Raw genomic sequence first — 26,627 nt, 5'->3', positions numbered from 1 at the left:
GCGGAGAGCGCCTCAGTTGTCCTGAACCGGCGCGTCACCCCTCGACATCGCCGTCGACATAGGTCCAGCGGCCCTCGTGGCGGGTGAAGCGGCTCTTCTCATGGAGGCTTCCGGTGGCGCCGCCATGGCGGTAGGAGGCCCGGAATTCGACCGTTCCCTCCGTGTGGAAGGCCGTCCCACCGGTCGTGGACAGGATCTCCAGCCCCGTCCACCGCATGGCGGGGTCCAGGTCCAGTTCCCGAGGGCGGGTGCTGGGATGCCAGCTCTGCTTCACGTAAGCGGCGTCGCCCACTGCGAAGGCGCTGTACCTGGAGCGCATGAGCTCTTCTGCGCTGGACGCCGAACGCGTCCCCCGGTGCAGGGGAGCGCAGCATTCGGCATAGGCGCCGCCCTTGCCGCACGGGCAGGGCCGGCCGGGGGCATCGGTGGTGTCAGGGCGTCGTCGGGACATGCCCCCATTCTCCCGGCGCGACGGTGCCGGTTTACACCCTGTCCTGCAGCGCGCATGCTGGGGCCACGCCGATTCGCAGCGGGAGGAAGACACCGGGGGGAGGAAAGCGAGGCCGAGTATGGCCGCGATCCACGTCGCCTGGTGGAATGTAGAGAACCTCTTCGATGTCGAGGACTCCCCGCGCCGCAGCGAGAAACTGACCCGTGTCCTGGGGTCGTCACTGGAGGGCTGGACCGCCGGGCTCTTAGAGCGCAAGGTCGACCGGCTCGCGTCGGTCATCGCGGGAATGAACGCCGGACGCGGCCCCGACCTGCTCGGGGTCTGCGAGGTGGAGAACGAGCACGTGCTGCGCCTGCTGGCCGAGGCCGTCCGCTCCCGGCTGAGGCGCCCCTTCCGCACGGCGCACGCCGACACCTCCGACCGGCGGGGCATCGACATCGCCTTCCTCTACGACCCCGACCTGCTGCAGGTGCCGCCCGAAGCGGTCTACCAGCACGTCGTCATGCGCCGGACCGGTACGCGGGAGATCCTCCAGGTCAACTTCCGCACCCGGGCGGGCACGACCTGGGCGGTCTTCGGCAACCACTGGCCCTCGCGCAGCGGAGGGCGGTGGGAGTCGGCCGCCTATAGGGCCGTGGCCGGCGAGACCCTGGCCTACTTCCACCAGCGCGCCCTGGAAGTGCACGGGCCGCGGACCCCGGTGCTGGCCATGGGCGACTTCAACGACGAGCCCTTCGACACGTCCCTGGTCCAGCACGCGGTGAGCACCCGCCAGCGCGCGAAGGTCCTCAACGCGGTCTCGGTTCCGCGCCTGTGGAACCTGATGTGGCCGCCCCTGGGGAGCGAGGCCCCCGACGGCTCAGACGCGGGGCCGACGGGGACCTTCTACTTCAACAACTTCGCGAACATGCTGGACCAGTTCCTGGTGAACCGGAACATGGTCACGCGCGGCTCACCGCTCAGGGCGCTCCCCGAGTCGGTCCGCATCGTCCACGACCCCAAGGACATGGTGTCGACCGGCACCTACCCCTCCCCCGTCGGGTTCGGTGGGATGGGCAAGCCGGTCGACACCTCCGGCTACTCCGACCACTACCCCGTCACCATGGACGTCGAGACGTCCGAGTGACGGCGGGCGCCCCCGTCAGTGCTCGTCGTCGCCGGTGTAGACCTCGGCGGTGCCGGGCCCGTGGTCGGGCAGGGCCGACCCCGCGGCGGCCTCGCGGTGCAGGCGCAGGAACTCCAGGTGCCGCTCGTACTCGTCGAGGATGTTGCCGATGAGCTGCTGCTTGCTGAAGCCCATCACGTCGTAGCCCTGGCTGCCCTCGGTCAGGTGCACCTCGAAGCGCACGTAGGTGTCGTGCTCGGTGAGCGAGCGCATGGCGAACGCCGGGGTCGGCATCTCGATCGGCCACACGCGGTAGCTGAACTCCTCCTCGGCGCCCATGGGCACACGCAGCTCCAGGTGCGGGATCCCGGTCTCCTCGTCGATCCTCTCGCTGATCGAGGCCTCCGATCCCTGTTCGCGCAGCTCCTCGGCCACATCCTGGAACGCGGGGCGGCACACCTCCTCCACGAAGCGGACCGCCGCCCGCCGCCCGGGGAAGTTCGTCACCCGGGCGATGCGCTGGCGCCAGTTGCGGTCCGCGCCCCTGCGGTCGACCTCGGTGCGGTTGGACAGCGAGGAGGACAGCGTGGTGCGGAACGCCTCGACCCGGAACTGCTCGACCCGCAGCGCCCGGTACAGCCCCCAGATGACCAGCAGCATCACGAACGAGAACGGCAGGCCCATGATGATGGTCGCGCTGGTGAGCGCGTCGACGCCGCCGACGATGAGCATGGCCAGGGTGAGCAGGCCGGTCACCGAGGCCCAGAAGATGCGCAGCCACGCCGGGGCGTCGGTGAGCGGGGTGGGCAGGTGGGAGCTGAGGTTGCCGGTCACCAGCGCACCGGAGTCGGCGGAGGTGACGTACAGCAGCAGCCCGACCACTGTGGCCAGCCCGGCGCTGAAGGTGAAGGCCGGGTACTGCTCCAGCAGGGTGTAGAAGCCCTTCTCCGGGGTGTTCATGGCGGTCTCGCCGAACTCGGTGTTGCCGCCCATCACGGTGCTCAGGGCGCTGTTGCCGAAGATCGACAGGAAGGTCAGCGTGTACAGCAGCGGGACCACCAGCGTCGCGGCGACGAACTGGCGGATGGTGCGCCCGCGCGAGATGCGGGCCAGGAACATCCCCACGAACGGCGCCCAGGCGATCCACCAGGCCCAGAAGAACAGGGTCCAGGCGTTGAGCCAGTCGATCGGCTGGTCGTAGGCGAAGGTGTTGAGCGTGATGCCGGGCAGGCGGCTGACGTAGTCGCCGATGTTGAGGATGAGCGTGTTGAGCAGCCAGACCGGGTCCTCGGCGATCATCACGTAGATCATCAGCACGATGGCCAGCAGCACGTTGAGCTCGGACAGGCGCCGGATGCCCCGGTCGACGCCGGCCACGGCCGAGACCGTGGCCACGAGCACGGCCACGATGATCAGCCCGGTCTGGGCGGCGACCCCTTCGGGGACGCCGAACAGCGCGTTGAGGCCGTAGTTGAGCTGCACCACGCCGATGCCCAGCGACACCGAGATGCCGAACACGGTCCCGATGATCGCCGCCAGGTCGACCGCGTCACCGACCCGGCCGTGGATGCGCTTGCCGATCAGGGGGTACAGGGCCGAGCGGATGGCCAGCGGGAGGTTGTAGCGGAAGGCGAAGTAGCCCAGGGCCATGCCCATCAGCGCGTACATCGCCCAGCCGGTCACCCCGTAGTGGAACAGCGACCACACCACGGCCTGCCGGGCCGCCTCGACCGTCTCGGCGTCGCCCTCGGGCGGCGCGAGGTAGTGGGTGACCGGCCCGGAGACCGAGAAGAAGAGCAGGTCGATGCCGATGCCCGCGGCGAACAGCATCGCGGCCCAGGCGAACACCCCGTAGTCGGGCGTGGAGTGCTGCGGGCCGAGCTTGATCTTGCCGTAGCGGGAGACCGCCACGAACACCACGAACAGCAGGTAGAGGGTGGCGACGAGGAAGTAGTACCACCCGAATCCCTCGGAGATCCATCCCACGACCGCGCCGATCACCCGTTCGGCGTTCATCGGCGCGATGATCGCCCACACCGAGATCACGAGGATCAGCGCGGACGAGCCGAAGAACACCACGGGCTTGAGGCGGCTCTTCTCGTGCCGGCTCCCCTCCTCGGTGGCGGGGTCCTGCGCTCCCGCCGAGCTGTCCTGTCCTCCGTTGGCGGACACCGATCTCACCTCTCCTGCCTGCGGTGCTGGCACCGGCTCACTGCGAACGACCCGGGACGCCCCGGGACGGCCCGAGCGGGACGCGACCGGGTACGAACGGATGGCCCCGTACGCAGGGACGATCCTGTCTCCATCCTTCCGCGACCCCGCCCCGGCGCCCCCGCAACCCCCACCGCTCGGCGCGCCGCAGGCCCGCAGCACAGCGCCTTAAGGAGCAGAGGGGACCGAAGGGGACCCCGGACGGGGGCCGCCGCAGTATTGCGCACCCGCCCCCGAAGACGGAAATCAGAACCCCCCACCGACCTGGTGATTTCCCTCTCCGCCCCTCAGGAGCACACCATTCCCGATCGCGGACGCGAGCTATTCCCCCATTCGAGACCGACAACTCGAGACCGATAACGGAGCCCGTTCCCTCATCACCTCGGCCCGAGTAGTGTGCCGGCATGCTTCTTACCGAGGACCGCTTCTCGCAGGTGGTCCGATCCGCCCGGGATAACATGCGGACGGCATTGGACCTGATAGCAATCCATGCGGAGAAACCGGTCCGGGGCCGGCAGCCCCGCGCATCGCTCAACCCGTTCACCGTGGTCGCATCCGTCGGAAGCTGGGAGCGCTTCATCGCCGACCTCATAAGCGCGGCCAAGGAGGACGACTGGCACGGCCCAGGGGCGCACAAGGCCGCCAACGGCTCCCACTGGCCGGGCTTGATCGATCGCCGCCTGACCGACTCAGGCGTTGTCCGTGAGGCACTGACTCCCCGGTGGGAGGTGAAGTTCCCGGCCAACGCATGGGTCGGTGTACGACCGCGCGGCTGGAAGACGGTCCTGCGGGATTCGTCCGACGAGGACCGCGAGGAATTGCTGGACTACATCGCCGAGACCCGCCGCGCCCGCAATGGCGCCGCGCACCACGCCCTCATGCAGAACGCGTGGGACTCCGCACAGGAAGCGGATCAGGACGGCTGGTACCCGTGGCAGTCGGACGCCGATGCACCGACCCTTCAAGCCGGTTATGTTCGCGGCGCCACCGCCGTTCTCCTCCAGCTCATCGACTGCACGGCCGCCACCGTCGCCCGAGACCACGGTTGGGACCCCGACCTCTCCAGGCTTCCCGACGACTGGTTCGAGGCCGAAGCGAAAGCGGACCGCTTCGCCGGAGTCCGCTTCTGGGGAGGGGCCGAACTCCACCGCACCGATCCCTGCCCCTTCCCTCCTGTGTGCAACGGGGCGTGCTCACTAGCATGGCGGGATGAAGCGCAGAACCGTCGCCCTCCTCGGGGCCGTCGGTGCCGGCGGGCTCGCCTTGGCTGTGGTGGCCGTCGTCACCACCGTCCACCGGGCGGGCGCCCCCGACGCGACCACGAGCGTGAGCAATCCGCGGCCTCCCGGTGAGGTCTCCGAACACTGGACCGACGAGCGGATGGAGCGGGCCGAGCCGAGATGAGCCCTCCCCGCGCCTTCCCCGTCCTGGTCGGCGCCGGAACGGGGAAGGCGGCCGGCCGGGCGCGCGGCCTGCGCGCTCGGGCCGTCAGGGGTCAGGAGATGTCGTTGTAGACGTTGATCGCCGCGTCGCCGTGGTTGGGCGAGTGGACGTCCAGGTCGACGGGGTCGCCGTCGGCGTCCTTCTCGGAGTTGCTGTTGAGGCCCACGATGTAGCCCCAGCCGCGGTCGGTCTCCAGGTCGTCCAGCCACGGGCCGCCGCTGGTCCCCTGGGCCATGTCGCACTGGTGGACCAGTTCATCGGTGAACCAGCCGGCGTCCTCGGTCGGGCCGGTGCAGTACCACAGGTCCTCGCCGGTGAAGTCGTCACGCTCGTACCCGTTGGCCGGGAAGCCGAAGTGGTGCACGTTGTCGAACTCCTGGCCGTAGTTGAACCGGTAGCCCTGTGCACCCGTCACGTCCTGCAGGTCCCCGCGCTGCGGCTGGGGGTCGAAGCGCACGGCGCCCAGGTCGTACTCGTAGTTGCGGTCCTCGGTCCAGCCCTTGACCGTGACGGCGCGCCGCCACTCCCAGCGCCCGTGCGGCTCCCGGCCGTTGTCGGCGTCGGGCACGAACATGAAGGCGCTGTGCCAGCCGTCGCCGCCCTCGCCCGCGTGCAGGCAGTGGCCGGCGGTCCAGACCGTGTTGCGGTTGTCGGTGTTGATCACCGAGCCCGAGCAGCGGGACGGGTCGCCGTTCTCGTCGTCGAAGTAGAGCTGGCCCATGGTCAGGGCGGGCATGCTGCCCTGGTTGCCCCACCGCTGGGCGGTGGAGCCCTGCAGGGGCGTGGCCCCGTCCGGGGCCGGCCGCGCTCCGGCGGGCGGGGCGCCCTCGCCGGTCAGCGCGGGCAGGACGTCCTCGGGCGGAGGGCTCGGCCGCTTCTGAGCGTCGGTCCGCTCGGGAGGCGCCATCGGCTCGGCGGCGCGCATCCGCTCCTCGGTCCAGTGGGCACTGATCTCGCCCTGAACGGCGACGTTGTCGGAGGCCACCGCGGCGGCCTCGGGGGCCGCCTCCTGCGCGGCGGCCGTCGGAGCCGCAGAGGCCACCAGCGCGGCCGCCACGGCGAACAGGGACATGCTCCGCAAAGGCACACCCATGGGGATTCCTTCCACCGGCCGTGAGCCGGGATTCGGGGGATGGTCGGGCGCGGAGCCGGACGGACGGCGGCGGGGCCGCGCACGAGGAATATCGCCCGCCTCAGAGGGCTCCGCGTCGACTGCAGACTGTCACGGTGACAGTGGGTGATCAATATGGCGCAGAAGGTAGGGAACCCTTATGTCGCACGCCCCCGTTCCGGTGGCCTGGGAGCCCGGTACGCCCCCACGGCCGCATGCGGACACCAGGGGCCCGGAACGGTGTCAGGACGAGTTGCGGCCGTGGGGCCGCCGCAGTGTCGTGAGCCGGTCGCGGACAGGGTTCCGCGGCATCTTGCTCAGATTGAGCGGAGGATCCAGGGCCGCGAGCACCGCGGCCTCCAGGTCCCCGAGTGCATCCGCATCGTCGACGGGAACGGCGATCAGTCGCAGGTGCCGGTGCATCCATGCTGACAAACGCTCCTCGTCGATATCGGGCTCGTCCCAGGAGCTCGCCAGAACCGACCCGAGACTGCGGCGGAATGTCGAGAACTCGTGGCGACGGCCGAGGTGCATGCTCCGGATACGCCCCCACAGGGTGTTCCTCGATCTCCTCCTGCTGCGCGACCTCGTCGCCCCGGCCTGACCTGCGTAGAGGAGCCCCGGCTCGACCGGATGGTGCAGGCCTGCCGCAAGCTCGCAAGCGCCGTCCCGGTCGACCCACCAGCTGTACAGGCCGGGGGTGCGAAGGCCTACACCGCCGGTGGCCTGGAACTCGGCCGGCGTTACGGCGCTCCCCTGGGCGCAAAGCCGTTCGACGAGCTCCGGAACTTCCGGCGCGTCCAAGGAGGCAGGCGATGATGGCGCTGCCGGAGGAGCACCGTCGCGGTACCAGGACAATCGCTTCCCCAGGGAAAGGCCGCGGAGAGGTTCCTCCACTTCGGCGCCCTCGCTTCGGAGGAGGTCCCGGATGGCATCGGTATACGCGGACCCGGCGTGCATGTGGACGACTTTCCCGTCCAACGGACCGATGGTCGCAGTGAGCTGCTCGACGACCCGGATCCCCCACGCCCGCCTGTAGTCCCGGGGCTCGGCGGACAGGCGGCGTTCATAGGGCTCCAGCACGGTCTCCGGCCGGACGAGTCCGTGTTCCGCCGAAAGCACGAACCAGGGGGCGCCCGTCGATTCCGCATAGGCGCGCTGCTTGAGGAAGAGAGGCGAGGTGTACAGGTCTTGCGCGGGAGCCGGCCGGTCGAGCTTGGTCTTCACACACCCGACCAGAACGACGACACCGGCGGCGCCCGACGCCCGCCGGACGAACGTCACCGACTCGTGAACCTTGGCGTCCACCGCGGTGAATCCCTGCCATCTCGAGCGGTCGCCTCTCCAGAAGGCGTCGTACACGTAAGCCGACCGAGGCAGCCCGCCTATCATCTCCTCGAGTTCGGCCCACGTGTACGTCACACGATCCTCGACCGATGCCAGTGCGTTGCGAAGCGGAGTCCAGTCGGCCATGTACGGATTATGGATCATTCGGTGGCTCTCGACGATGTGGTGGGGCGTGACGCGGCACGGATGTCCGAACGGCTGAACGCCCTGTCCTCAGGGGAGGAGCGCCTCGTCCTGGTCGAGACCTGGCTGGCACGTCGCCGTGCGGATCGCTCGGAGACGGAGCGGTCCGAGCCGGACCCGGAGGTGTCCTGGACCTGGCACCGCATGGCCACCGGGCAGGGCGCCGTCCACGTGGAAGGCTTGGTCTCCGAGGTCGGCCGGAGCCGCAAGCGCCTGTGGCCGCGTTCCCGTGCGCAGATCGGTCTGCCGCCCAAGCGCGCTGCGAGGCTGGTCCGGTTCGACCACGCGGCCCACCTTCTGGCCGCAGGTCGGAGCGCGGCCCGGGGAGGGGCGGACAGCGGCTATACCGACCAGCCCCACCTGCACCGGGATGTCATGGCGTTCGCAGCGGTGCCCCCTGGTGAGGTCCCCGGCGAGCCGTGGTTGGCCATCGGCGGCGCTGCCTGGCCCGTCCTGCCCCAGCGCGCCGCTCTTCCGGAGCTACCCGCCCCTCGAGCGCCATCACCAGAGCTCTCGCCAGGTCGGATTCACGGAGAACTCGGGAAGATTCACAACAAGACCCCTGCGCGCCTCGTCCAGAAAACCGCTGAAACCATCGACGAGGTGATTACGACCCGACCATCCTGACAGCACAAGAAAATCACTTCACCATTCCCTGTAAAGTCGACCGAGACATCCTTCCAAACCGAGACCTGATTCAAGACACAGGGAACGGATCGCGCCAGACCAAGGAGGGGAATACACCCCCTGAAACCGCACCAGTGTCGTCGACAATAAATTCGACCTTCGCCTTCTACAGCCACATCCGAACGGCCGCCCCGCCTTTCCTTCTCACACCACGGCGCCCCCTTTCCCCTCGGAGCGCTGGCCGCAGCCGCGCACGTCCCCCGTCCTCCGCGACCGGGAACGCCCGGAAGCGACGCGGGCGGGGCCCATGATCACCCCCGGCGTGTCGTCCTCCCGACCGGTCGGTCTATATTACGCATATGGTGCGTATCACACGGCCCGTCAAACGATGGGTCCTCATCCCCCTGTCCGTGGTCCTCGTGCTGGTGCTGGTGGCGGCAGGGGTCGGGTTCTGGACCGTCCAGCGTGCGTTTCCGCAGGTGGATGGGGAGATCGCGGTGCCGGGGCTGGAGAGCGAGGTCACGGTGTACCGCGATCGGAGCGGGATCCCGCAGATCTACGCGGACTCGGCCGAGGACCTGTTCAAGGCCCAGGGCTTCGTCCACGCCCAGGACCGGTTCTGGCAGATGCACTTCAACCGGATGACGACCTCCGGGCGCCTGGCGGAGATGTTCGGTGAGGAGCAGGTCGAGACCGACGTCTACCTGCGCACCATGGGGTGGCGCCACGTCGCCGAGCAGGAGTACGAGCTGCTCGAGCCCGAGACGCGGGCCTACCTCGACGCCTATGCCGAGGGCGTCAACGCCTACCTGGCCGAGCGCGACGGCGGTGAGCTGGGGCTCGAGTTCTCCGTGCTCGCGTTCCTCGCGCCGGACCACGAGGTCGAGGAGTGGACGCCGACCGACAGCCTCGCCTGGCTCAAGGCCATGGCCTGGGACCTGCGCGGCAACATGGAGGACGAGATCGAGCGCGCCTCCCTGCTGGCCTCCGGGCTCGACCGGGAGCAGATCGAGGAGCTGTACCCGGACTTCCCGGAGGAGGAGCACCCCACGATCGTGCAGGAGGAGGACGGGAAGGGGGATGAGGAAGGCCGTGAGGAGGCGCCGGCGGACGACGCGCCGGCCCCGGCCGCTCCCGTCCTCCAGGAGGTCGGCGCGGGGCTGGACTCGGTCCCCTCCCTCCTCGGTCCCGAAGGCCCCGACCTGGGATCCAACTCCTGGGTGGTCTCCGGCGAGCACACCGCTTCGGGCCTGCCCGTCCTGGCCAACGACCCCCACTTGGGCCCGCAGATGCCCTCCATCTGGTACCAGACCGGCCTGCACTGCACCGATCCCGGCGAGGCGTGCCCCTTCGACGTCACCGGCTTCTCCTTCGCCGGGCTGCCCGGCGTCGTCATCGGGCACAATGCCGACGTCTCCTGGGGCTTCACCAACCTCGGCCCCGACGTGGCCGACCTGTACCTGGAGCGGATCGAGGACGGCGCCGCCGTCGTCGACGGAGAGCCCGAGCCGCTGGAGACCCGCGAGGAGACCGTGCGGGTGGCCGACGGCGAGCCGGTCGAGTTCACCGTCCGCTCCACCCGCCACGGTCCCGTGCTCTCCGACGCCGAGGCCGCCCTCGATCTGCGCGGGTTCGGCGAGGCGCCGCCGGTCGACACCGACGGGGAGCCGGTCGAGCGGACGGGTGGAGAGCCTGAGGACGGCGGGTACGCGGTCTCACTGGCCTGGACGGCGCTGACCCCCGGCACGACGGCCGACGCGATCTTCTCCATGTCCACGGCCTCGGACTTCGAGGAGTTCCGCGACGCCGCGCGCTCCTTCGAGGTCCCCGCGCAGAACCTCATCTACGCCGACACCGAAGGCACCATCGGCTACCAGGCCCCGGGCACCGTCCCGGTACGTGGGAAGGGCGACGGCCGCTGGCCGGCCCCCGGCTGGGACTCCTCCTATGACTGGGAGGGTTACCTCGACTTCGAGGACCTGCCGTCGGTGCGCAATCCCGACTCAGGCGTCATCGTCACCGCCAACCAGGCCGCCGTCGGTTCCGACTACCCGCACTTCCTCACCGAGGACTGGGACCACGGCTACAGGGCGGCCCGCATTCACGAACTCTTGCAGGAGGAGGTCGACGCCGGTGACGGACTCACCGCCGAGGACATGATCCGCCTGCAGATGGACACCGCCCACCTGGGCGCACGCGACGTCGTGCCGTTCCTGCTGGAGGCGGACGTCGACGGCCCCGCGGCCCGGGCCCAAGAGGTCCTGGCCGACTGGGACATGGACCAGGACGCCGACTCGGCCGGGGCAGCGTTCTACAACGCCGTGTGGCCTCGCCTGCTCGGCCTGACCTTCGACGAGCTCCCCGAGGAGTACCCGATGGGGGGTTCGTCGCGCGGTTGGCTCGTGGTGTCGCGACTCCTTGAGGACCCGGACTCCCCCTGGTGGCAGGGCGAAGAGGTGAGCGGCCGGGACGCGGTCCTCGCCGCCTCCATGGAGCAGGCCGCCGACGAGCTGTCGGAGCGCTTCGGCGACGACCCGTCAGAGTGGCGCTGGGGCGAGATGCACACCCTCACCCCCACGCACCCGTCCCTGGGCACGTCGGGCATCGGCCCGGTCGAGTGGATCTTCAACGGCGGCCCTGTCCAGACGTCCGGAGGCTCCAGCACGGTGAACGCCACAGGCTGGGACCATGCGGAGGGCTATGAGGTGACGTGGGTGCCGTCCATGCGCATGGCCGTGGACATGGACGACCTGGACGCCGCACGCTGGATCGACCTGACCGGTCCCTCCGGGCACGCCTTCCACCCGGACCGCGGTTCCCAGACCGAGGCGTGGGCGACCGGGGAGACCGTTCCGATGCCCTTCACCCGTGGTGCCGTGGAGGAGGCGGCTGAGGACACCCTCGTTCTCGTCCCCTAATCCCCTGGGGACGGGGCGGTTCCGTTCTCCGCACGTGCCGCGCGGCGCAGCAGGACCCCTCCGACCTGGGGGAGCACCAATACGCTGAGCATCGCCGCACCGACCAAGGACGCGGACAGCGCTCCGTCGAGGGCGCCGGTCTCCTGGCCGATGGCGGTCAGGACGACGACGAGGGGCAGCGCCGTCGCCGACATCAGGGCCAGCGGCACGCGCTGCCCTCCGGGCAGGTCCCCCTTCGACAGGAGGTAGTCCGGTCCTCCGCGCACCACCAGGAAGGCCGCCAGGAACACCGGGACCAGCAGCAGGGCGACCGGGTCGGCCAGGAGCGCCCTCAGGTCGAAGCGGACGCCGGTCATCACGAAGAACAGGGGGATGAGGAACCCGAAGCCGAGCGCGTCCATCTTCGACTCGACCTCCTCCGCCTCCTCGGGGTGGTTGGTCGTGAGCATGAGCCGTACGATCACCCCGGCGGCGAACGCCCCCAGCAGCGCGTCCAGCCGCATGCTCGCGGCCACCCAGACCAGCAGGACGGTCAGCAGCATGCACAGCCGCACCGCCAGCTGCGCGCTGGAGCCGAGCGTGGCCCGGAGGAGCCGTCCCAGCCGCTCCGAGGGCGGGCGGGTGGCCCGCCAGGCCGCCAGCCCTGCCAGTGCGAAGAACCCGAGCAGCAGGAGGGTGCCCTCCAGCGGGCGGTAGCCGCTGAGCAGGAGGGCGATGAGCACGATCGGCCCGAACTCGCCCACCGTGCCCGACGCCAGGAAGCGCGTGCCGAAGGGGCCTTGGAGCGCCCCGGCGTCGCGCAGGATGGGCAGCACCGTTCCCAGCGCCGTGGTGGTCAGCGCCAGCCCGACGATCAGCGCCGTCTGGGACGCCCCGAACGCCGCCCCGGCCAGGAGCAGTCCTACAGCGACCGAGACGATCCAGGCCAGCAGCGCGCGCCTGAGCGGACGCCCCGCGATCCGGGCGAAGTCGATCTCGTACCCCGCCATGAACATCAGCAGGGCCAGTCCGAGGTCGGCGAGCATCCCGATGGCCTCGTGCTCGTGCACGACGCCGAGGACCGCCGGCCCCAGGACGATCCCGAAGACGATCTCCAGGACGGTGGCCGGAATCAGCACCCAGCGCGCGAGATGGTCGCTCACCAGGGGCGCCAGGAAGGCCGCCACCAGGATCACGAGCAGGATGCCCAGGGCTTCAGCGCCCGCCTCTTCCACGTCTCCCCCTCCGCCGAACGCAGGGGAACCCTATGCGCGAAAACGGTGTCGCCCGGGGTGACACGCCCAGGTGAGCGCCCTGCCCGTGAGTCAGGGGCGAGCAGTGAGGGCGGTGAGCGGGATGTCCCAGTCGAGCGCGCGGGAGAGCTCCTCCTCCCGCCGGCGAGCGGTCTCCGGGTCGACCGGCTCCACCGGGCGCTCCAAGCTCATGTCGCGGCTGCGTCGGACGTTCTCCTCGACCCGCCCTCGCCGCACCTCCTCGTAGGCGTTCAGGGCCGCCTCCGTCCCGTCGCAGTCCCGCAGCGCCTTGGCCAGCACGACGGCGTCCTCGGCCGCCATGGAGGCGCCCTGCCCCGTGGCCGGGGAGGCGGCGTGCGCGGCGTCCCCGATGAGCAGCGCGCTCCCCTTGCGCCAGGGGGCGCCCGGCGCGATGTCGTGGGCGTTGGTCGCCATCACCCGCTCCCCCGTCGCCTCCACGATGCGCGCGGGCACGGGTGCGTCCCCCAAGGCCGGCATCAGTCGGCGCTCCCAGGCCCCGGGGTCAGGGAAGGAGAGCTCCTCACGCGTCAGTTCCGGGGCGCTCAGGCGGGCGAACCAGAACACCTCGCCTTCCGGGGAGACGGTGTAGCCGAAGAACCAGCCCTGGCCCCGGATCATGTCGATCCTGCCGCGCGCGTGCGGCGGCTCATGGTCGCGCGTGTAGCCGTAGAAGATGTTCTGTCCGGCGTAGCGGATGCCGGCCGCGCCCCCTCTGCCGGGGTCGACGTAGGACCGCACGGACGAGCCGAGCCCGTCGGCACCCACCAGTACGTCGCCCGAGGCCTCGCCGCCGCCGGAGAACACGGCCGAGACGCTCCCCTGTCCGTCGTGGCGTGCGGAGATGAAGCGCTCCCCTTGGCGGACGGTGATCCCGCGCCGCACCGCCTCGTCGTGCAGCGCACGCCGCAGGTCCGCCCTGCGCAGGCAGCGGAACCGGCTGAGCGGGTCCCCCGGCGCGTCCAAGCGCCGATCGGCCTGCACCTGCCCGTCCGGCGTCGCCGAGCGCAGGCCGGTGAGCGCGAACCCGGTCTCGGCCACCGCCTCGGCCGCCCCCAACCGGTCCAGGGAGCGCATGCCGTTGCCCGCGATGGTCAGGAACGCCCCGATGTCCTCGCCGCTGCGCGGGTGCGCCTCGTGGACCGTGGCAAGGACCCCGACCCGCTCCAGTGCCAGTGCGGACGCGAGCCCTGCGATGCCGCCCCCGATGATGAGCGCGTGCACGGTGGCACCACCGTCCCTTCCGCAGCCGTCGGGCCCCTGCCGTCGCCCCCACTCTGCCACCCCCGCCCTGCACCGCCGGCGCCCCGCCCGGTTCCGGCCGGCGGCGCCGCCGTAGAATTCCGCGGGTCGGACGCGCCCGGAGCGGCGCGGATGCCCCGGATGCGGTGAGGGAGTGAGCGGACCATGGCGTTCTTGGAGCGCATCGCCTCGTTCGTGGGGCGCTGGTTCGCCCTGCTGGTCCTGGCCGGAGCGGTCGCCGGGATGCTGCTGCCGGAGCGCTCCGCCGCGCTGGCCCCGCACATCGCCCTGCTGCTGGGCGTGATCATGTTCGGGATGGGCCTGACGATGCGGCCGGTGGACTTCACGATCGTCGCCAAGCACCCCAAGGCGGTGCTGCTGGGGGTGGCCGCCCAGTTCGTGGTGATGCCGCTGCTGGGCTGGGGCATCGCCCACCTGTTCGGCCTGGAGCCGCTGCTGGTGGTGGGGATGGTGCTGGTCGGCGCCTCGCCCGGCGGGACGGCCTCCAACGTCATCGTCTACCTGGCCCGCGGCGACGTGGCCCTGTCGGTGGCCATGACCTCGCTGTCCACGCTGCTGGCGCCCCTGGTCACGCCGCTGCTGGTGCTGGGGCTGGCCGGGTCGACGCTGCCGGTGGACGCGGGTGATCTGTTCGTGTCGATCCTGGAGGTCGTCCTGGTCCCGGTGCTGATGGGCCTGGCCCTGCGCGCGCTGGCCGGCCGCTTGGTGGCCCGGGTGCTGCCGCTGCTGCCGCTGGTCTCGGTGGGCGGCATCGTGGTCGTGGTGGCCGCGGTGGTCGGCGCCAACGCCGACGCGGTCGCCTCCACCGGCCTGCTGCTGGGCGCAGCGGTGGTGCTGCACAACCTGTGCGGCCTGGCGCTGGGGTACGGCGTGGGGTGCGCCACGGGCCTGCCGGAGTCGGCGCGCCGCGCGGTGGCCATCGAGGTCGGCATGCAGAACTCGGGGCTGGCCTCGGCGCTGGCGGCGGCCCACTTCGCCCCGCTCGCCGCGCTTCCGGGCGCCCTGTTCTCGGTGTGGCACAACATGTCCGGGGCCCTGGCGGCGACCCTGTGGGCGCGCCGCCCGACCGGTGAGGCGGCCGACGAGGGGCCGGATCCCGCGCGTTCTTCGCGCTAGGACGGGAGATCCGGCGCGGCCGGGGTACAACCGCAGGTAGGACGCACCGCGGAACGCCTTTCCCCAGGTTATGGGCGGTGTTCCGACCGGCGCGCCCCGCACCTGCACAACTACTGTCCGTATTCGAATGTGAGCCGTCCGTACATACCTGCCGAGCGGCCCCTCCCCTCCCCCCGGAGACGCCATGCACCTGGATTCCTGCCGAGAACTCAAGAACAGACTGCGCGGCCGGATGGTCGCCCCCGCCGACGCCGCCGCCCCCACCCTCGCCCTGGGGATCGGTGAGCCCCAGCAGGGCCGGTTCAGGCTGGCGGTGCGGGTGCGGGAGAGCGCACCCGTGAGCGACCTGCTCGCGCAGATCTCCGATGAGGCCCGCGGCGAGGTCGACGTCGTGGAGGTGGGCGAGGTCCAGGCCCTGTCCCCCTTCGCCCCGGACGCCCTGCGCAAGCCGCTCCGGCCGCTGGTCCCCGGCTGCTCGGTCGGCCACCCGGAGGTCACCGCCGGCACGCTCGGGGCGTTCGTCGAGGTCGACGGCGCGCTCTACGCGCTGTCCAACAACCACGTGCTCGGGAACACCGGCCGGGCGCGCATCGGCGACCCGGCGCTGCAGCCCGGCATCGCCGACGGCGGCCGCGAGGACTGCGACCGCGTCGGCGAGCTCGCCGCGATGAGCGAGCTGAGCGACGTGCGGGCGAACGTGGTGGACGCCGCGATCGCGCGGGTCGACGACCGGGCCGGCCACGACCCCGGCCGCTACCCGGGAGGCCCTGTCACCGGGGCCGCCCCGGAGCCCGGGGGCGCGAGGGCCGTGGAGAAGGTGGGGCGCACGACCGGGCACACCCGCGGCCGGATCACCGCCTTCGAGGTGGACGGGCTGCGCGTGGCCTTCCCCGGCGGCACGCTGGTCTTCGACGACCAGCTGGAGGTCTCCGGCGACGGCGCCCCGTTCAGCGCCGGCGGCGACTCCGGATCGCTGATCTGGACCGGCGAGGAGCGCGAGGCGGTCGGCCTGCTGTTCGCCGGCAGCCGCTTCGGCGGCCCCGACGGCACCGGGCTGACCTACGCCAACCCGATCTGCGCGGTGCTGGAGGCGTTCGGCGCCCGCCTGGCCGCGCCGTGACGACGCTGCGCCAGGNGGGGGGGGGGGCGCCGCCCCGCGGGTGCGGGGCGTGGGCATCAGCGGCGGGCCGCAGGCCGGCTTCGCGGTGGAGGTCCTGCTGGAGCGCCCGCTCGACGCGGCTCCTCCGGACCGCCAGCCGGTCGACTCACCCGAGGACGGGCCGGGCGAGGTCCCCCTGCTCTGGCGCGTGGTGGGGCCGGTCGAGCCCCGGGAGCAGGATTCGGGGCAGGACCCCGGGCAGGGGCCGGGCGGCTGACCGCCGCCCGGCCCCGCCCTGTCAGGCCAGGGCGCTCATCACGTGCTTGACGCGCGTGTAGTCCTCCAGGCTGTAGGCCGACAGGTCCTTGCCGTAGCCCGAGCCCTTGAACCCGCCGTGCGGCATCTCCGATGCGAGGCCGCCGTGAGTGTTGACCCAGACGGCGCCGAAGTCCAGCTCGCCGCTCATGCGCAGCGCGCGGGCGTGGTCCCGGGTCCACACCGACGACGCCAGCCCCTGCTCGACCCCGTTGGCCAGTTCGACGGCCTCCTCCTCGGTGGTGAAGGACTGCACGGTCAGGACCGGCCCGAAGATCTCCTCGCGCACGATCTCGTCGTCCTGGCGCAGGCCCGAGACGACGGTGGGCGCGATGAAGTAGCCGCGCTCCCCCACCCGGGTGCCGCCCGTCTCCACCTCGGCGTGCGAGGGGAGGCGTTCCAGGAGCCCGAGGACCCGGCCGAACTGGTCGGCGTTGTTGAGCGGTCCGAAGTCGGACTCCTCGGTGACCGGGCGGCCGGTGCGCTGCTCCGACGCGCGCGCTGCGAGCTCGGCGGTGAAGGCCTCGCGGACCGGCTCGTGGACGATGACCCGGCTGGCGGCGGTGCAGTCCTGCCCGGCGTTGAGCATCCCGCCCGCCAGGATGCCCTGCACGGCCGCGGGGATGTCGGCGTCCTCGAAGACCACGCAGGGGGCGTTGCCCCCGAGCTCGAGGTGCGGGCGCTTCAGGTCCTCGGAGGCGGACTTGGCGACCTGGACGCCCGCGCGCGTGGAGCCGGTGAGCGAGACGAGCTGCGGCACGCGGTGCTCGACCACGAGCCGCCCGGTGTCGCGGTCCCCGGGCAGGACGTTGAGCGCGCCCTGGGGAAGGCGGGGGGCGGCGATCTCGGCGAGCATCACGGTCGTGGTCGGCGTGCTCTCGGCCGGCTTGAGCACGGCGGTGTTGCCCGCCGCGAGGGCGGGGGCGATCTTCCAGACCGCCATCATCAGCGGGTAGTTCCACGGCGTGATCTGCGCGCACACCCCGACCGGCTCGCGCCGGATCCAGGAAGTGCAGCCCTCCATGTACTCGGCGGCCGAGCGCCCTTCAAGGTGCCGGGCCGCCCCGGCGAAGAAGCGCAGGTTGTCCACGCACATCGGGATCTCCTCCTCCAGCATGGAGGAGCGGGGCTTGCCGGTCTCGCGGCATTCGGCGTCGGCGAACTCCCCGGCCCGCTCACGCAGGGCGTCGGCGATGGCGAGCAGGGCGTCCTGGCGCTGGGCCGGGGAGGCCCTGCGCCAGGTGCGGAACGCGCCCTGGGCCGCCTCCATCGCGGCCTCCGCCTCCGGGGCGCCGCACACGACCGCCTGCCCCGCGCGCGCTTCGGTGACCGGGTCGGTCAGCTCCAGGGTGCGGCCGTCGGCGGCGGGGACGAAGTCCCCCGCGATGAAGGCCGGCAGGGTGTCGAACTCACGGGTGCGCATCGGGTCGGTCGCCTCTCTTCTTCGGTTCATCGTCGAACGGGTGCGTTCCACCGGCCGGTCAGTCCAAGTGCGTGGGGGCGAACATGCGCAGCACGGCGGGCAGGACGACGACGCTGGGGCCGGGGGCGGCCAGAGCGGCGGCCAGGTCGTCGCCGAGCCGTTCGACGCTGGAGAGCACCGCGGGCACCCCGAAGGACCCGGCGAGCGCGGCGAAGTCGGGGCGGGCCAGTTCGGTGTGGGAGGCGCGGCCGAAGGCGCCGTTCATGTACTCGCGGAGGATGCCGTAGCCGCCGTCGTCGACGATCAGCCAGGTGACGTCCAGGTCGTGCTGGCGGGCGGTGGCCAGCTCGGCGATGCCGTACATCGCGCCGCCGTCGCCGGAGACCGCGAGCACGGGCCCGTCGTGGGCGGCGGCCGCTCCCAGCGCGGCGGGCAGGCCGTAGCCGAGGCCGCCGGTGCCCTGGGCGCTGTGCATCGCGCCGCCCCTCGGGTCCCAGGCCGACCAGGCCCAGTAGCCGAGGACCGTCATGTCCCAGTAGCTGGGGGCACCGTCGGGCAGCGCCTCGCGCACGGCCTGGAGGACGCGGGTCTCGGTCTCCAGGTCCTGTCCTGCCAGGCGCTCGGCCACCTTGCGCTTGACCTGGGCGGTCTCCCGCTCGGCGCGCTCCCGGCGCTCAGCGCGTTCCGAGCCCTCCCGAGGCCTGAGGCGCGCCGAGATCGCCTCCAAGGCGGCGGCCGCATCGGCGTGGAGGCCGAGCGCGGTGCCGTTGGCCTCCAGCTTGCCCAGGTCGGCCTCGATCTGGATGACACGGCCCTTGGGGCGCATCGTGTGGTAATTGCTGGACAGCTCGCCCAGGCCGGAGCCGACGACGAGGAGAACGTCGGCCTGCTCCAGGTAGTCGGTGGTATGGCGGTCCTCCAGCCAGGACTGCAGGGAGAGCGGGTGGTCCCAGGGGAAGGCGTCCTTGCCGCCGAAGGTGCAGGCGACCGGCGCCTGCACGTGCTCGGCCAGGCGCAGCAGCGCGTCCTGCGCCCCGGCCCGGGACACACCGCCTCCTGCGAGGACGACGGGCCGCTCCGCCCCGTCGAGCAGGCGCGCCGCCTCCTCCACCAGCTCGGCCCGGGGGCACAGGGGCTCCGGGGCGCCGTCGACGTCGGCGACCGCGGGCAGCCCGGCCGGGCCGAGAAGGACGTCCTGAGGGATTTCCACCCAGGTGGGCCCTGCGGGCGCCGACGCGGCGCTGCGCCAGGCCTCGGCGATGGCCGAAGGGATCTGCGACGCATGGCGCACCGTGTGCACGGACTTGACGACCCCTCGGGCCGCGGCCGACTGGTCGGGCAGCTCGTGCAGGAACCCGCGCCGCGCGCCGCCCAACCCCTCGGAGGGGATCTGGCTGCTGATGCACAGCACCGGCGCCGACGCGGCCGCCGCCTCCTGGATGGAGGCCAGGGTGAGCAGGGCCCCGGGCCCGGTCGACACCAGCAGGGGCGTGACCTCCCCCGTCAGGCGCGCGTGCCCGTCGGCGGCGAACGCGGCGTTGTTCTCCACCCTGCTGGAGACGAACCGCACCTCGGGCCGGGCGTGCAGGGCGTCGAACAGTCCGAGCGCGTGCTGGCCGGGGATGCCGAACGCGGTGTGGGCCCCAAGGGCGATCAGCGTCTCGACGGCGACATCGCCGCCGTTGCGGGGTCGGGTCACGGGGCACGGCCTTTCGGTGCGGTTCAGTGCGGTTCGGTGCGGTTCGGCTCGGGGGGACGGCTGGGTGCTTTCGGGGCCGCGGCGCCGCCCCGCAGGGAGCGGACGGGAGGGGCGGCGCCGCGGCGGCCGGTCAGCCCTTGTTCAGGGCCAGGACGCTGACCAGGTCGTAGGCGACGTGGCTGGCGGCGGTGGCGGTGATCTGCGCGTGGTCGTAGGCCGGGGCGACCTCGACGACGTCGGCGCCGACCAGGTTGCACGAGCCCAGGCCGCGCAGGATCTCCAGCAGTTCGCGGCTGGTCATCCCGCCGGCCTCGGGGGTGCCGGTGCCCGGGGCGTGCGCGGGGTCGAGCACGTCGATGTCGACCGACACGTACAGCGGCCGGTTCCCCACCCGCTGCCGGAGCGCGTCGGAGATCTCGTCGACGCCCTTGCGCATCACGTCGGCGGCGGTGACGATGCCGAAGCCGAACCGGCGGTCGTCCTCCAGGTCCTTCTTGCCGTAGAGGGGGCCGCGGGTGCCCACGTGGCAGATGGCCTCGGTGTCGAGGATGCCCTCCTCCACGGCACGGCGGAAGGGGGTGCCGTGGGTGTAGGGCTCACCGAAGTAGGTGTCCCAGGTGTCCAGGTGGGCGTCGAAGTGCACCATCGCGATCGGGCCGTGCTGAGCGTGCAGCGCGCGCAGCAGCGGCAGGGCGATGGTGTGGTCGCCGCCCAGGGTGACCATGCGGGTCCCGGCCTGGAGGAACCCGGTGGCGGCCTCCTGGAGGGTCTCCACCGCGTCGCCGACGGAGTAGGGGTTGACCGCGATGTCGCCGCCGTCGGCCACCTGCACCTCGGCGAAGGGCGACACGTCGAGTCCGGGGTTGTAGGGGCGCAGCAGGCGGCTGGCCTCGCGGATGGAGGCGGGGCCGAACCGCGCGCCGGGCCGGTAGGAGACGCCCGTGTCGAAGGGCACCCCCACCACCGCGATGCCGGCGTGGTCGACCTGGTCCAGCCGGGGCAGGCGGGCGAAGGTCGCCGGCCCGGCGAACCGGGGGACGCGGCTGGAGTCGGTGGGGCCGATCGGTGCGGACATCGTGGAGGGCCTTCCTGGTGTCGGGTTCGCTGTCGGTAGAGCGCGGGAGGGGCGGGCCGGGTCAGCCCGACCCCTCCTGTGCGGCGGCCGGGCTCGTCCGGTCGCCGGGGCCGGGGGCGGGCCGCTCGTGCGCGGCCGCCCCGGCGTCCGCGCCGTCCCCGGGCCCGGCCCCGCCGCGGACGCGGCGCTGCCAGGCGGCCAGGACGGCGGGGTCGGTGGGCCTGGTGGCGAGGCTGACCGCGACGTAGGCGATCAGCGCGGCGCCCAGGCCGTAGTAGATGGGCTCGTTGGCGAGCATCCCCTCGGCGGCCATCGTGGCGACGACGGTGACCGAGCCGGTGAGCATGGAGGCCAGGGCCCCGGCGCGGGTGCCGCGCTTCCACACCAGCCCGCCGAGCACGGCCACGAGCAGGCCGCCGACCAGGATGTTGTAGGCGACGGTCAGCCCGGCGACCACGTCGTCCACGAGCAGGGAGACCCCGATGGTGCCCGCGCCCAGCACCAGCGTGGTGATGCGGTTGGAGGCGACCCCGTCGCGCCCGCCGCCGGCGTCCTGGCCGTTCTCGCCGCCGGTGTCGTTCCCGCCGCCCGTGCCGCGCCGCCACAGCCGCCGCACCTCGGGCATCAGGTCGGTGGAGGTCACCGCCGAGCAGGCGATCAGGGCGCCGCTGGCGGTGGACATGACCGCCGAGAGGGCGGCGGCCAGCACCAGCCCGGCCAGGCCCGTCGGCAGGGTGTCGGCGACGATGACGGAGAAGGCGTCGTCGGGGTTGTCCAGGCCGGGGAAGAGCACCGCCGCGGCGGTGCCGATGAGCGCGCCGGCCACGGCGTAGACCAGGCAGTAGATCCCGGCGCCCAGCCCGCCGCCGGTGACGGTGGCGTCGTTGCGGCCGGTGAAGACCCGCTGCCAGATGTCCTGGCCGATGAGGATGCCCAGGGAGTAGATGAGGAAGTAGGTGAGGATCGTGCCGCCGCCGATGGTGAACGGCGCGAAGTGGTCGGGTCCCAGCGATTCGCGCATCCCGGAGAACCCGCCGGCGTGCCGGACGGCCACGGGGGTCAGGACCAGCAGCAGGCCGAAGGTCTTGATGAGGAACTGGGCCATGTCGGTGAGCGTCACCGACCACATGCCGCCCAGGGCGGAGTAGGTGACCACGATCGCGCCGCCCAGGATGACGGCGACGGCGCGGTGCATGTCGAACAGCCCGCTGAACACCGTGGAGAAGGCCAGGGTCGAGGGCACCGTGAGCATGAAGGTGTAGCCCCACATGACCAGGCCGGACACCGCGCGGGAGTTGCCGCCGTAGCGCAAGTCGAGCATCTGGGCCACGGTGTAGACCCGCAGGCGGGAGATGCGGCGCGCGAAGAAGGCGTGCAGCGCGATGATGCCGGCGCCGATCGCGCCGACCATCCAGGCGCCGGACAGGCCGTAGGTGTAGCCCAGGCCGACGCCGCCGATGGTGGAGGCGCCGCCCAGGACGACGGCGGCCATGGTGCCCGCGTACATGAACGGGCCCAGCCTGCGGCCCGCGACCAGGTAGTCGGAGCGGTCGCGGGTGCGGCGCATGCCCCACCAGCCGAGGGCGACCATGCCCGACAGGTAGAGCGCGATCACCGCGAGGTCGATCGTCATGGGGGCTCCTCGAACGGGGGAGTGTCCTGGCCTACGGGGGTCCGAGACGCGGATCACCGGATTCCTGCACGTTAAGGCCGCATAAGCTGGCCTGTAACTGGATGTTCCATACAGTCCGGTCCCCGTTCCCTGGTCGTTCGGTCTCGTTCGCCCTTCCCCCGGCCCCTCGTCGGTGACCTGCGGGAAACACGCGCCCGGGGAGCGGGCGGACGGAGAGGGGGGCCGGTGCACGGTGACGGGAGCGTGCCGCTCAAGAGCCTGCTGGACCGGCGCGACCTGGGGCTGCGCGCCGTGGTGCTGCCCGTGGGGGAACCGCCGTCGGTGCGCTGGGCCGCGGTGAGCGAGCTGCGCGACCCGGCCCCCTACCTGATCGGCGGGGAGCTGGTGCTGACCGCCGGGGTGAACATGTCCACCGACCCCGCCGACCTGGAGGAGTACGTCTCCGGACTGGTGCGGGCCGGCGCGGGCGCGCTGGGGTTCGGGGTGACCCCGGTCTTCGACGAGGTCCCGGGCGGCCTGGTGGAGCGGTGCGCCGCGCACGGGCTGGCGCTGGTGGAGGTGGCCCGCACCACGCCGTTCGTGGCGGTGGGGCGCGCGGTCGGCGCGCTGGTGGAGGAGGGCCGCGTCGAGGCGGTGCGCCGGGTGAGCGAGGCGCACCGGGCGCTGGTGCGGTCGGTGACCGCGGCCGCCCCCGCCGAGCGGGTGCTGTCCACGCTGGCCGGTGCCCTGGACTGCTGGGCGGTGCTGCTGGACGGGCCGGGGGCGGACGCGCGGCTGGGCGCCGCCTCGCCCCCCGGGGAGCTGGGCGCAGAGGTGGCCGAGCTGGTCGGGCGGCTGCGCCGCCCGCGGGGCCCACGCAGCGCCAAGGCGGTGCTCGGCGGTGACGAGGTGTTCCTGCACGCGGTGGGCGAGCCGCCGCGCGAACAGGGCGTGCTGGTGCTGGGGCGCCCCGAGGCGCTGGACATGGCCGAGCGGGCGGTCCTGGGCACGGCGGTGGCGCTGCTGGGGCTGCTCTCGCGCGGGACGGCCTCGGCGGCGCCCGGCCCCCTGCTGTGCCGGCTGCTGCTGGACGGGCAGGGGGCGCTGGGGCTGGGGCCGATGCTCGCCCCGCTGGCCGGCGACGCAGCCCCGGAGGGCGGCTACCGGGTGCTGCACGCGGTGCGCGCCGGGCGGGGGCCCGCGCCCTCGGCGGCGGACGCGGCGGCCGCCCTGGGCACCGAGGTCGCGGACCCGGGGACGCCGGGCGGCCAGGGGCCGGTGCGGGCGGTGGCAGCCGACCTCGGGGACGCCCGGGCGCACGCCGACGCGCTGGACGACCTGTACCGCCGGGGGTGGCTGGGGGCGCTGAGCAGGCCGGTCCCGGTGCAGGAGCTGCCCGAGGCCGACCGGGAGGCGGCCGCACTGCTGGTGCGGGCGCGCGCTGCGGCCCGCCCGCTGGTGGCGCAGGGCGGGGAGGACCCGTTCGAGGCCGTCATCGATCCGGCGGCGGCGGAACGGGCGGCGGAGGGCCTGTTGGGGCCGTTGGCGGCCGAGACCGAGAGCGCGCGCATGCTGCGCGGGACCCTGCGTGCATGGCTGGCCCGGAACGGCAACTGGGACAGGACCGCCGCCGACCTGGGCGCCCACAGGAACAGCGTGCGCTACAGGATCGGAAGGATCGAAAGGGACCTGGGCATCGACCTGTCCGACCCCGAGCAGAGGATGCGGATGTGGTTCGCCGTGACACGCGCGGGCCAGGCGACGGGCTAATACGGAGTAGCAGGTACCCCGCTCCGGCCCGCTTGGCGGGCGGCGGGCCGCAGGGGCGCTGGGTCGTGTCCGTGTCCGGCGCCGTGGTGCGGCTTGCGCCCTCTCCGTTGTTGATCTCGGGGAAGTCGGCCTTGTACCGGCCGGTACAAGGCCGACTTCCCCGAGATCAACAACGGGCCTGCCCGCGGGGGTGTCCGCCGGGTCCCCGACCGACCTGTCGTTGCAGTACTAAGGCCTTCCCGATCCGGTGTACCGCTCCGCTCCGGCCAGGGCCAGGGAGACGATGCGTTCGGTCAGGGTCTCGGGGGTCTCCTCGGGGTGTTGGAGGAGCCAGTCGGTCAGGGCGTCGGCGGCGCCTGCGGCGAGGTGGGCCAGGACCTCGGCGTCCTTCTGGGAGACCAGGCGCCCGCCGTCCGGGGCGGCGGTGCCCGTGACCACCAGGGAGGTGATCTCCTCCATCACCCGGCAGCGCGCATGGAAGACCTCGCGGGAGAAGGGCTCGCCCTGGGTCCGGGCCTGCTGGTAGAGGACCACCCAGCTCTCCCTGTTGTCGGCGACGAACTGGAAGAACGCCCGCAGCCCCGCCCACAGGCCCTCCTCGGGGGCGGCGCGGCCGGAGACGCCGGCGCGGACCGCCTCCACCAGCCGGTCGGCCTCGCGGCGGATGCACGCGGTGAAGACGCCCTCCTTGGAGCCGAGGTAGATGTAGACCATCGGCTTGGAGATGCCCGCCTCCTCCGCGATCTCCTCCACGCCGGCGCTGTGGTAGCCCCGGCGGGAGAAGACGCGGATGGCCGCGTCGATCATCTGCTGCTCGCGGACCTCCCGGGGGAGCCGCCTGTGCTTGGTGCCCACAGCGCACGAGCCTATCGAGGCGCGCCCGCGCCGGCCCCGGCCGGTCGGCAGGGCCGAAGGTCCGCACGAGGTCCGCACGGCGGCACCAGGGTACCCGGTTGATTGCACTCCGTATACAGCGGTTGGCCTGATCCGGCCAGGAAACCCCCCTGGATATGCTCCCCGCCGCCTCTTATGGGGCCCATTCCGACCGGCCTGACCTGAGGAGATAAGGCGCAGCTAAAAGCCGATCGCCGAGTTGGACCGGTGCGCCCGAATGCGGGCCGTCCGCTGTTCCGATGTATCACCACGCCCTCCTCCGCTAGGCACGTTGTGCAACAACCGTGTTGCTCAGCGGAGGATTCGCTTATAGTCGCCAACTGTTTACCGATCGTCCGGTGGACACTCCGCCCGGCCCACAAGGCCGGGTTGCCCCGGNGTGGCGCCCCCGCCCGCCAGCGGCGGCGTCCGAACCGCTCGACCCGTTCGATTCTCCCCACCGCAAGGAGTAAGGAACGTGCGGAAATCCCCCTGTATTCGCATCCTCGGCGGATCGGCCCTGGCCCTGGGCCTGATCGCCGCCGCCCCCGCCGGCGCGCAGGCCGACGCCTTCCCTGAGGGCACCGAGCCGCTCGCCGAGGCGATCGAGCGCGACCTCGGTGTGGCCTCCGGCCAGGCCGACGACCTGCTCAAGGCCGAGGAGAGCGCCCGCTCCCTCGAGAAGGAGGCCGAGAAGGCCGCCGGCGAGGCGTTCGCCGGCGCGGTCTTCGACACCGAGACCCGCGAGCTGACCGTCTCGGTCGCCGACCCCTCCGCCGTTGAGGCGGTCGAGGCCACCGGCGCCGAGACGCGCGTGGTCGAGGCGAGCCAGGACGAGCTCGACGCCGCCATGGCCGACCTGGACGCCGCGTCCGAGGACGGCGTGTCGGAGGAGGTCACCGGCTGGCACGTCGACCTGGAGTCCAACACCGTCGTCGTCGAGGCCCTGGAGGGCTCCGAGGACGCGGCCGAGGACCTCATCGCCGACGCCGGCCTGGACTCGGCCCCCGTGGTGGTCGAGGAGGCCGACGCCCAGCCCGAGACCTTCGGCGCCATCGTCGGCGGCGACGCCTACTCCCCGGGCAACAGCCGCTGCTCGATCGGCTTCTCGGTGCGCGGCGGCTTCGTCACCGCCGGGCACTGCGGCAGCACCGGCACCTCCGTGAGCGGATCGGCCGGCGAGTCGGGCCGCGTGGCCGGCTCGGTCTTCCCCGGCCGCGACATGGGCTATGTGCGCGCCAACTCCGGCTGGACCCCCAGCCCCTACGTGAACAACTACCGCGGCGGCCGCGTGGCCGTGCGCGGCAGCAACGAGGCCTCCGTCGGCGCCTCGGTGTGCCGCTCGGGCTCGACCACCGGCTGGCACTGCGGCACCATCCAGGCCAAGAACCAGACCGTCAACTACCCGCAGGGCACCGTCCGCGGCCTGACCCGCACCACCGCCTGCGCCGAGCCCGGCGACTCCGGCGGCTCGTGGCTGAGCGGCAACCAGGCCCAGGGCGTGACCTCGGGCGGCTCGGGCAACTGCTCCTGGGGCGGGACCACCTTCTTCCAGCCGGTGAACCCGATCCTCAGCCAGTGGGGCCTGTCCCTGACCACCACCTGACCCCGTCCCCCTTCCCCTGCCTCTGACCGGCGGCGGCGCCCCTGCGGGGCGCCGCCGTCCGGCGCGTGCGGGCCGGACGGCACCACCCGCCGCACCGCCCACTCTGGTGAACCGACCGGTCGGTCTTGTA

The 26,627-nt window shown here is 72.4% G+C and carries 20 protein-coding genes; 9 read left to right on the top strand and 11 right to left on the bottom strand.

Features of this window, described 5'->3' with window-relative positions; all coding sequences use genetic code 11:
• Positions 1 to 34: 34 nt before the first annotated feature.
• Complete coding sequence (locus tag D450_RS29355) at positions 35 to 451, bottom strand: YchJ family protein (protein WP_039820094.1); 417 nt, start codon at positions 449 to 451, stop codon at positions 35 to 37.
• Between the two features lie 118 nt (positions 452 to 569).
• Between D450_RS29355 and D450_RS0103765 the strand changes: the two genes are divergently transcribed.
• Positions 570 to 1,577 (top strand): endonuclease/exonuclease/phosphatase family protein, encoded by a 1,008-nt coding sequence (locus D450_RS0103765; RefSeq protein ID WP_017537342.1) that lies wholly within the window; start codon positions 570 to 572, stop codon positions 1,575 to 1,577.
• 15 nt (positions 1,578 to 1,592) lie between these two features.
• Here the strand turns inward: D450_RS0103765 and betT are convergent, their stop codons facing one another.
• Entirely contained in the window at positions 1,593 to 3,728 is a 2,136-nt protein-coding gene (betT, locus tag D450_RS0103760) for a choline BCCT transporter BetT (RefSeq protein ID WP_017537341.1), read from the bottom strand.
• A 443-nt stretch (positions 3,729 to 4,171) separates the two neighbouring features.
• On the opposite strand from betT, the gene D450_RS34115 reads away from it, so the two are divergent.
• Complete coding sequence (locus tag D450_RS34115) at positions 4,172 to 5,119, top strand: hypothetical protein (RefSeq protein WP_193789647.1); 948 nt, start codon at positions 4,172 to 4,174, stop codon at positions 5,117 to 5,119.
• Positions 5,120 to 5,262: 143 nt separating this feature from the next.
• Here D450_RS34115 and D450_RS0103750 read toward each other — a convergent pair whose 3' ends face one another.
• Complete coding sequence (locus D450_RS0103750) at positions 5,263 to 6,303, bottom strand: trypsin-like serine peptidase (RefSeq protein ID WP_241483045.1); 1,041 nt, start codon at positions 6,301 to 6,303, stop codon at positions 5,263 to 5,265.
• A gap of 261 nt (positions 6,304 to 6,564) precedes the next feature.
• The gene (locus D450_RS0103745) at positions 6,565 to 7,794 is read right to left on the bottom strand and encodes a DUF6884 domain-containing protein (RefSeq protein ID WP_241483044.1); all 1,230 of its coding nucleotides are present in this window, start codon (positions 7,792 to 7,794) and stop codon (positions 6,565 to 6,567) included.
• 21 nt (positions 7,795 to 7,815) lie between these two features.
• Here D450_RS0103745 and D450_RS29350 point away from each other — a divergent pair, with 21 nt between their 5' ends.
• Both D450_RS29350 and D450_RS0103735 read left to right on the top strand, forming a co-directional pair.
• Positions 7,816 to 8,478 carry a helix-turn-helix domain-containing protein gene (locus tag D450_RS29350; RefSeq protein WP_017537337.1) on the top strand — a complete coding sequence of 221 codons (663 nt, stop codon included), beginning with the start codon at positions 7,816 to 7,818 and terminating at the stop codon, positions 8,476 to 8,478.
• A 359-nt stretch (positions 8,479 to 8,837) separates the two neighbouring features.
• Positions 8,838 to 11,396, top strand: coding sequence for a penicillin acylase family protein (locus D450_RS0103735; RefSeq protein ID WP_051063551.1), 2,559 nt, complete (start codon positions 8,838 to 8,840; stop codon positions 11,394 to 11,396).
• Here D450_RS0103735 and D450_RS0103730 read toward each other — a convergent pair.
• Positions 11,393 to 12,610 (bottom strand): cation:proton antiporter, encoded by a 1,218-nt coding sequence (locus D450_RS0103730; protein WP_017537335.1) that lies wholly within the window; start codon positions 12,608 to 12,610, stop codon positions 11,393 to 11,395. The genes D450_RS0103735 and D450_RS0103730 overlap by 4 nt on opposite strands.
• Before the next feature lie 90 nt (positions 12,611 to 12,700).
• Positions 12,701 to 13,870, bottom strand: coding sequence for an FAD-dependent monooxygenase (locus D450_RS0103725; RefSeq protein WP_017537334.1), 1,170 nt, complete (start codon positions 13,868 to 13,870; stop codon positions 12,701 to 12,703).
• A 183-nt stretch (positions 13,871 to 14,053) separates the two neighbouring features.
• On the opposite strand from D450_RS0103725, the gene D450_RS0103720 reads away from it, so the two are divergent.
• The 3 genes from D450_RS0103720 to D450_RS0103710 all read left to right on the top strand — a co-directional run bounded on the left by D450_RS0103720 (position 14,054) and on the right by D450_RS0103710 (position 16,401).
• Positions 14,054 to 15,025 carry a bile acid:sodium symporter family protein gene (locus tag D450_RS0103720; protein WP_017537333.1) on the top strand — a complete coding sequence of 324 codons (972 nt, stop codon included), beginning with the start codon at positions 14,054 to 14,056 and terminating at the stop codon, positions 15,023 to 15,025.
• 184 nt (positions 15,026 to 15,209) lie between these two features.
• Positions 15,210 to 16,145, top strand: coding sequence for a Nal1-like putative serine protease (locus tag D450_RS0103715; protein WP_017537332.1), 936 nt, complete (start codon positions 15,210 to 15,212; stop codon positions 16,143 to 16,145).
• Positions 16,146 to 16,194: 49 nt separating this feature from the next.
• Positions 16,195 to 16,401: a hypothetical protein gene (locus tag D450_RS0103710; RefSeq protein WP_017537331.1), complete on the top strand. Its 207-nt coding sequence runs from the start codon at positions 16,195 to 16,197 to the stop codon at positions 16,399 to 16,401.
• A 21-nt stretch (positions 16,402 to 16,422) separates the two neighbouring features.
• Here D450_RS0103710 and D450_RS0103705 read toward each other — a convergent pair whose 3' ends face one another.
• The 4 genes from D450_RS0103705 to D450_RS0103690 form a co-directional block, all read right to left on the bottom strand.
• A complete protein-coding gene (locus D450_RS0103705) occupies positions 16,423 to 17,862 on the bottom strand; it encodes an aminobutyraldehyde dehydrogenase (protein ID WP_017537330.1) in 1,440 nt (479 codons plus the stop codon).
• A 58-nt stretch (positions 17,863 to 17,920) separates the two neighbouring features.
• Entirely contained in the window at positions 17,921 to 19,561 is a 1,641-nt protein-coding gene (locus tag D450_RS0103700) for a thiamine pyrophosphate-binding protein (RefSeq protein WP_017537329.1), read from the bottom strand.
• Between the two features lie 130 nt (positions 19,562 to 19,691).
• Positions 19,692 to 20,636 carry an agmatinase gene (gene speB / locus D450_RS0103695; protein WP_017537328.1) on the bottom strand — a complete coding sequence of 315 codons (945 nt, stop codon included), beginning with the start codon at positions 20,634 to 20,636 and terminating at the stop codon, positions 19,692 to 19,694.
• Positions 20,637 to 20,697: 61 nt separating this feature from the next.
• Positions 20,698 to 22,269 (bottom strand): sodium:solute symporter, encoded by a 1,572-nt coding sequence (locus D450_RS0103690; protein ID WP_017537327.1) that lies wholly within the window; start codon positions 22,267 to 22,269, stop codon positions 20,698 to 20,700.
• A 225-nt stretch (positions 22,270 to 22,494) separates the two neighbouring features.
• Between D450_RS0103690 and D450_RS0103685 the strand changes: the two genes are divergently transcribed.
• Positions 22,495 to 24,018, top strand: coding sequence for a PucR family transcriptional regulator (locus tag D450_RS0103685; RefSeq protein ID WP_017537326.1), 1,524 nt, complete (start codon positions 22,495 to 22,497; stop codon positions 24,016 to 24,018).
• A gap of 228 nt (positions 24,019 to 24,246) precedes the next feature.
• On the opposite strand, the gene D450_RS0103680 is transcribed toward D450_RS0103685, so the two are convergent.
• On the bottom strand, positions 24,247 to 24,873 hold the full coding sequence (locus D450_RS0103680; protein WP_017537325.1) for a TetR/AcrR family transcriptional regulator: 627 nt from the start codon (positions 24,871 to 24,873) through the stop codon (positions 24,247 to 24,249).
• Between the two features lie 496 nt (positions 24,874 to 25,369).
• Between D450_RS0103680 and D450_RS0103675 the strand changes: the two genes are divergently transcribed.
• On the top strand, positions 25,370 to 26,497 hold the full coding sequence (locus tag D450_RS0103675) for a S1 family peptidase (protein WP_017537324.1): 1,128 nt from the start codon (positions 25,370 to 25,372) through the stop codon (positions 26,495 to 26,497).
• The last annotated feature ends 130 nt before the right edge of the window (positions 26,498 to 26,627 follow it).

This window comes from Nocardiopsis halophila DSM 44494 (assembly GCF_000341245.1).
Taxonomy (GTDB): Bacteria; Actinomycetota; Actinomycetes; order Streptosporangiales; family Streptosporangiaceae; genus Nocardiopsis_A; species Nocardiopsis_A halophila.
This window is presented reverse-complemented; position numbering and strand designations above follow the sequence as displayed.

Coding starts and splice junctions, on each gene's coding strand:
- D450_RS29355 (WP_039820094.1), bottom strand. CDS start 451: ATGTCCCGACGACGCCCTGACACCACCGATGCCCCCGGCCGGCCCTGC.
- D450_RS0103765 (WP_017537342.1), top strand. CDS start 570: ATGGCCGCGATCCACGTCGCCTGGTGGAATGTAGAGAACCTCTTCGAT.
- D450_RS34115 (WP_193789647.1), top strand. CDS start 4,172: ATGCTTCTTACCGAGGACCGCTTCTCGCAGGTGGTCCGATCCGCCCGG.
- D450_RS0103750 (WP_241483045.1), bottom strand. CDS start 6,303: ATGGGTGTGCCTTTGCGGAGCATGTCCCTGTTCGCCGTGGCGGCCGCG.
- D450_RS0103745 (WP_241483044.1), bottom strand. CDS start 7,794: ATGGCCGACTGGACTCCGCTTCGCAACGCACTGGCATCGGTCGAGGAT.
- D450_RS0103735 (WP_051063551.1), top strand. CDS start 8,838: ATGGTGCGTATCACACGGCCCGTCAAACGATGGGTCCTCATCCCCCTG.
- D450_RS0103720 (WP_017537333.1), top strand. CDS start 14,054: ATGGCGTTCTTGGAGCGCATCGCCTCGTTCGTGGGGCGCTGGTTCGCC.
- D450_RS0103715 (WP_017537332.1), top strand. CDS start 15,210: ATGCACCTGGATTCCTGCCGAGAACTCAAGAACAGACTGCGCGGCCGG.
- D450_RS0103705 (WP_017537330.1), bottom strand. CDS start 17,862: ATGCGCACCCGTGAGTTCGACACCCTGCCGGCCTTCATCGCGGGGGAC.
- speB (WP_017537328.1), bottom strand. CDS start 20,636: ATGTCCGCACCGATCGGCCCCACCGACTCCAGCCGCGTCCCCCGGTTC.
- D450_RS0103690 (WP_017537327.1), bottom strand. CDS start 22,269: ATGACGATCGACCTCGCGGTGATCGCGCTCTACCTGTCGGGCATGGTC.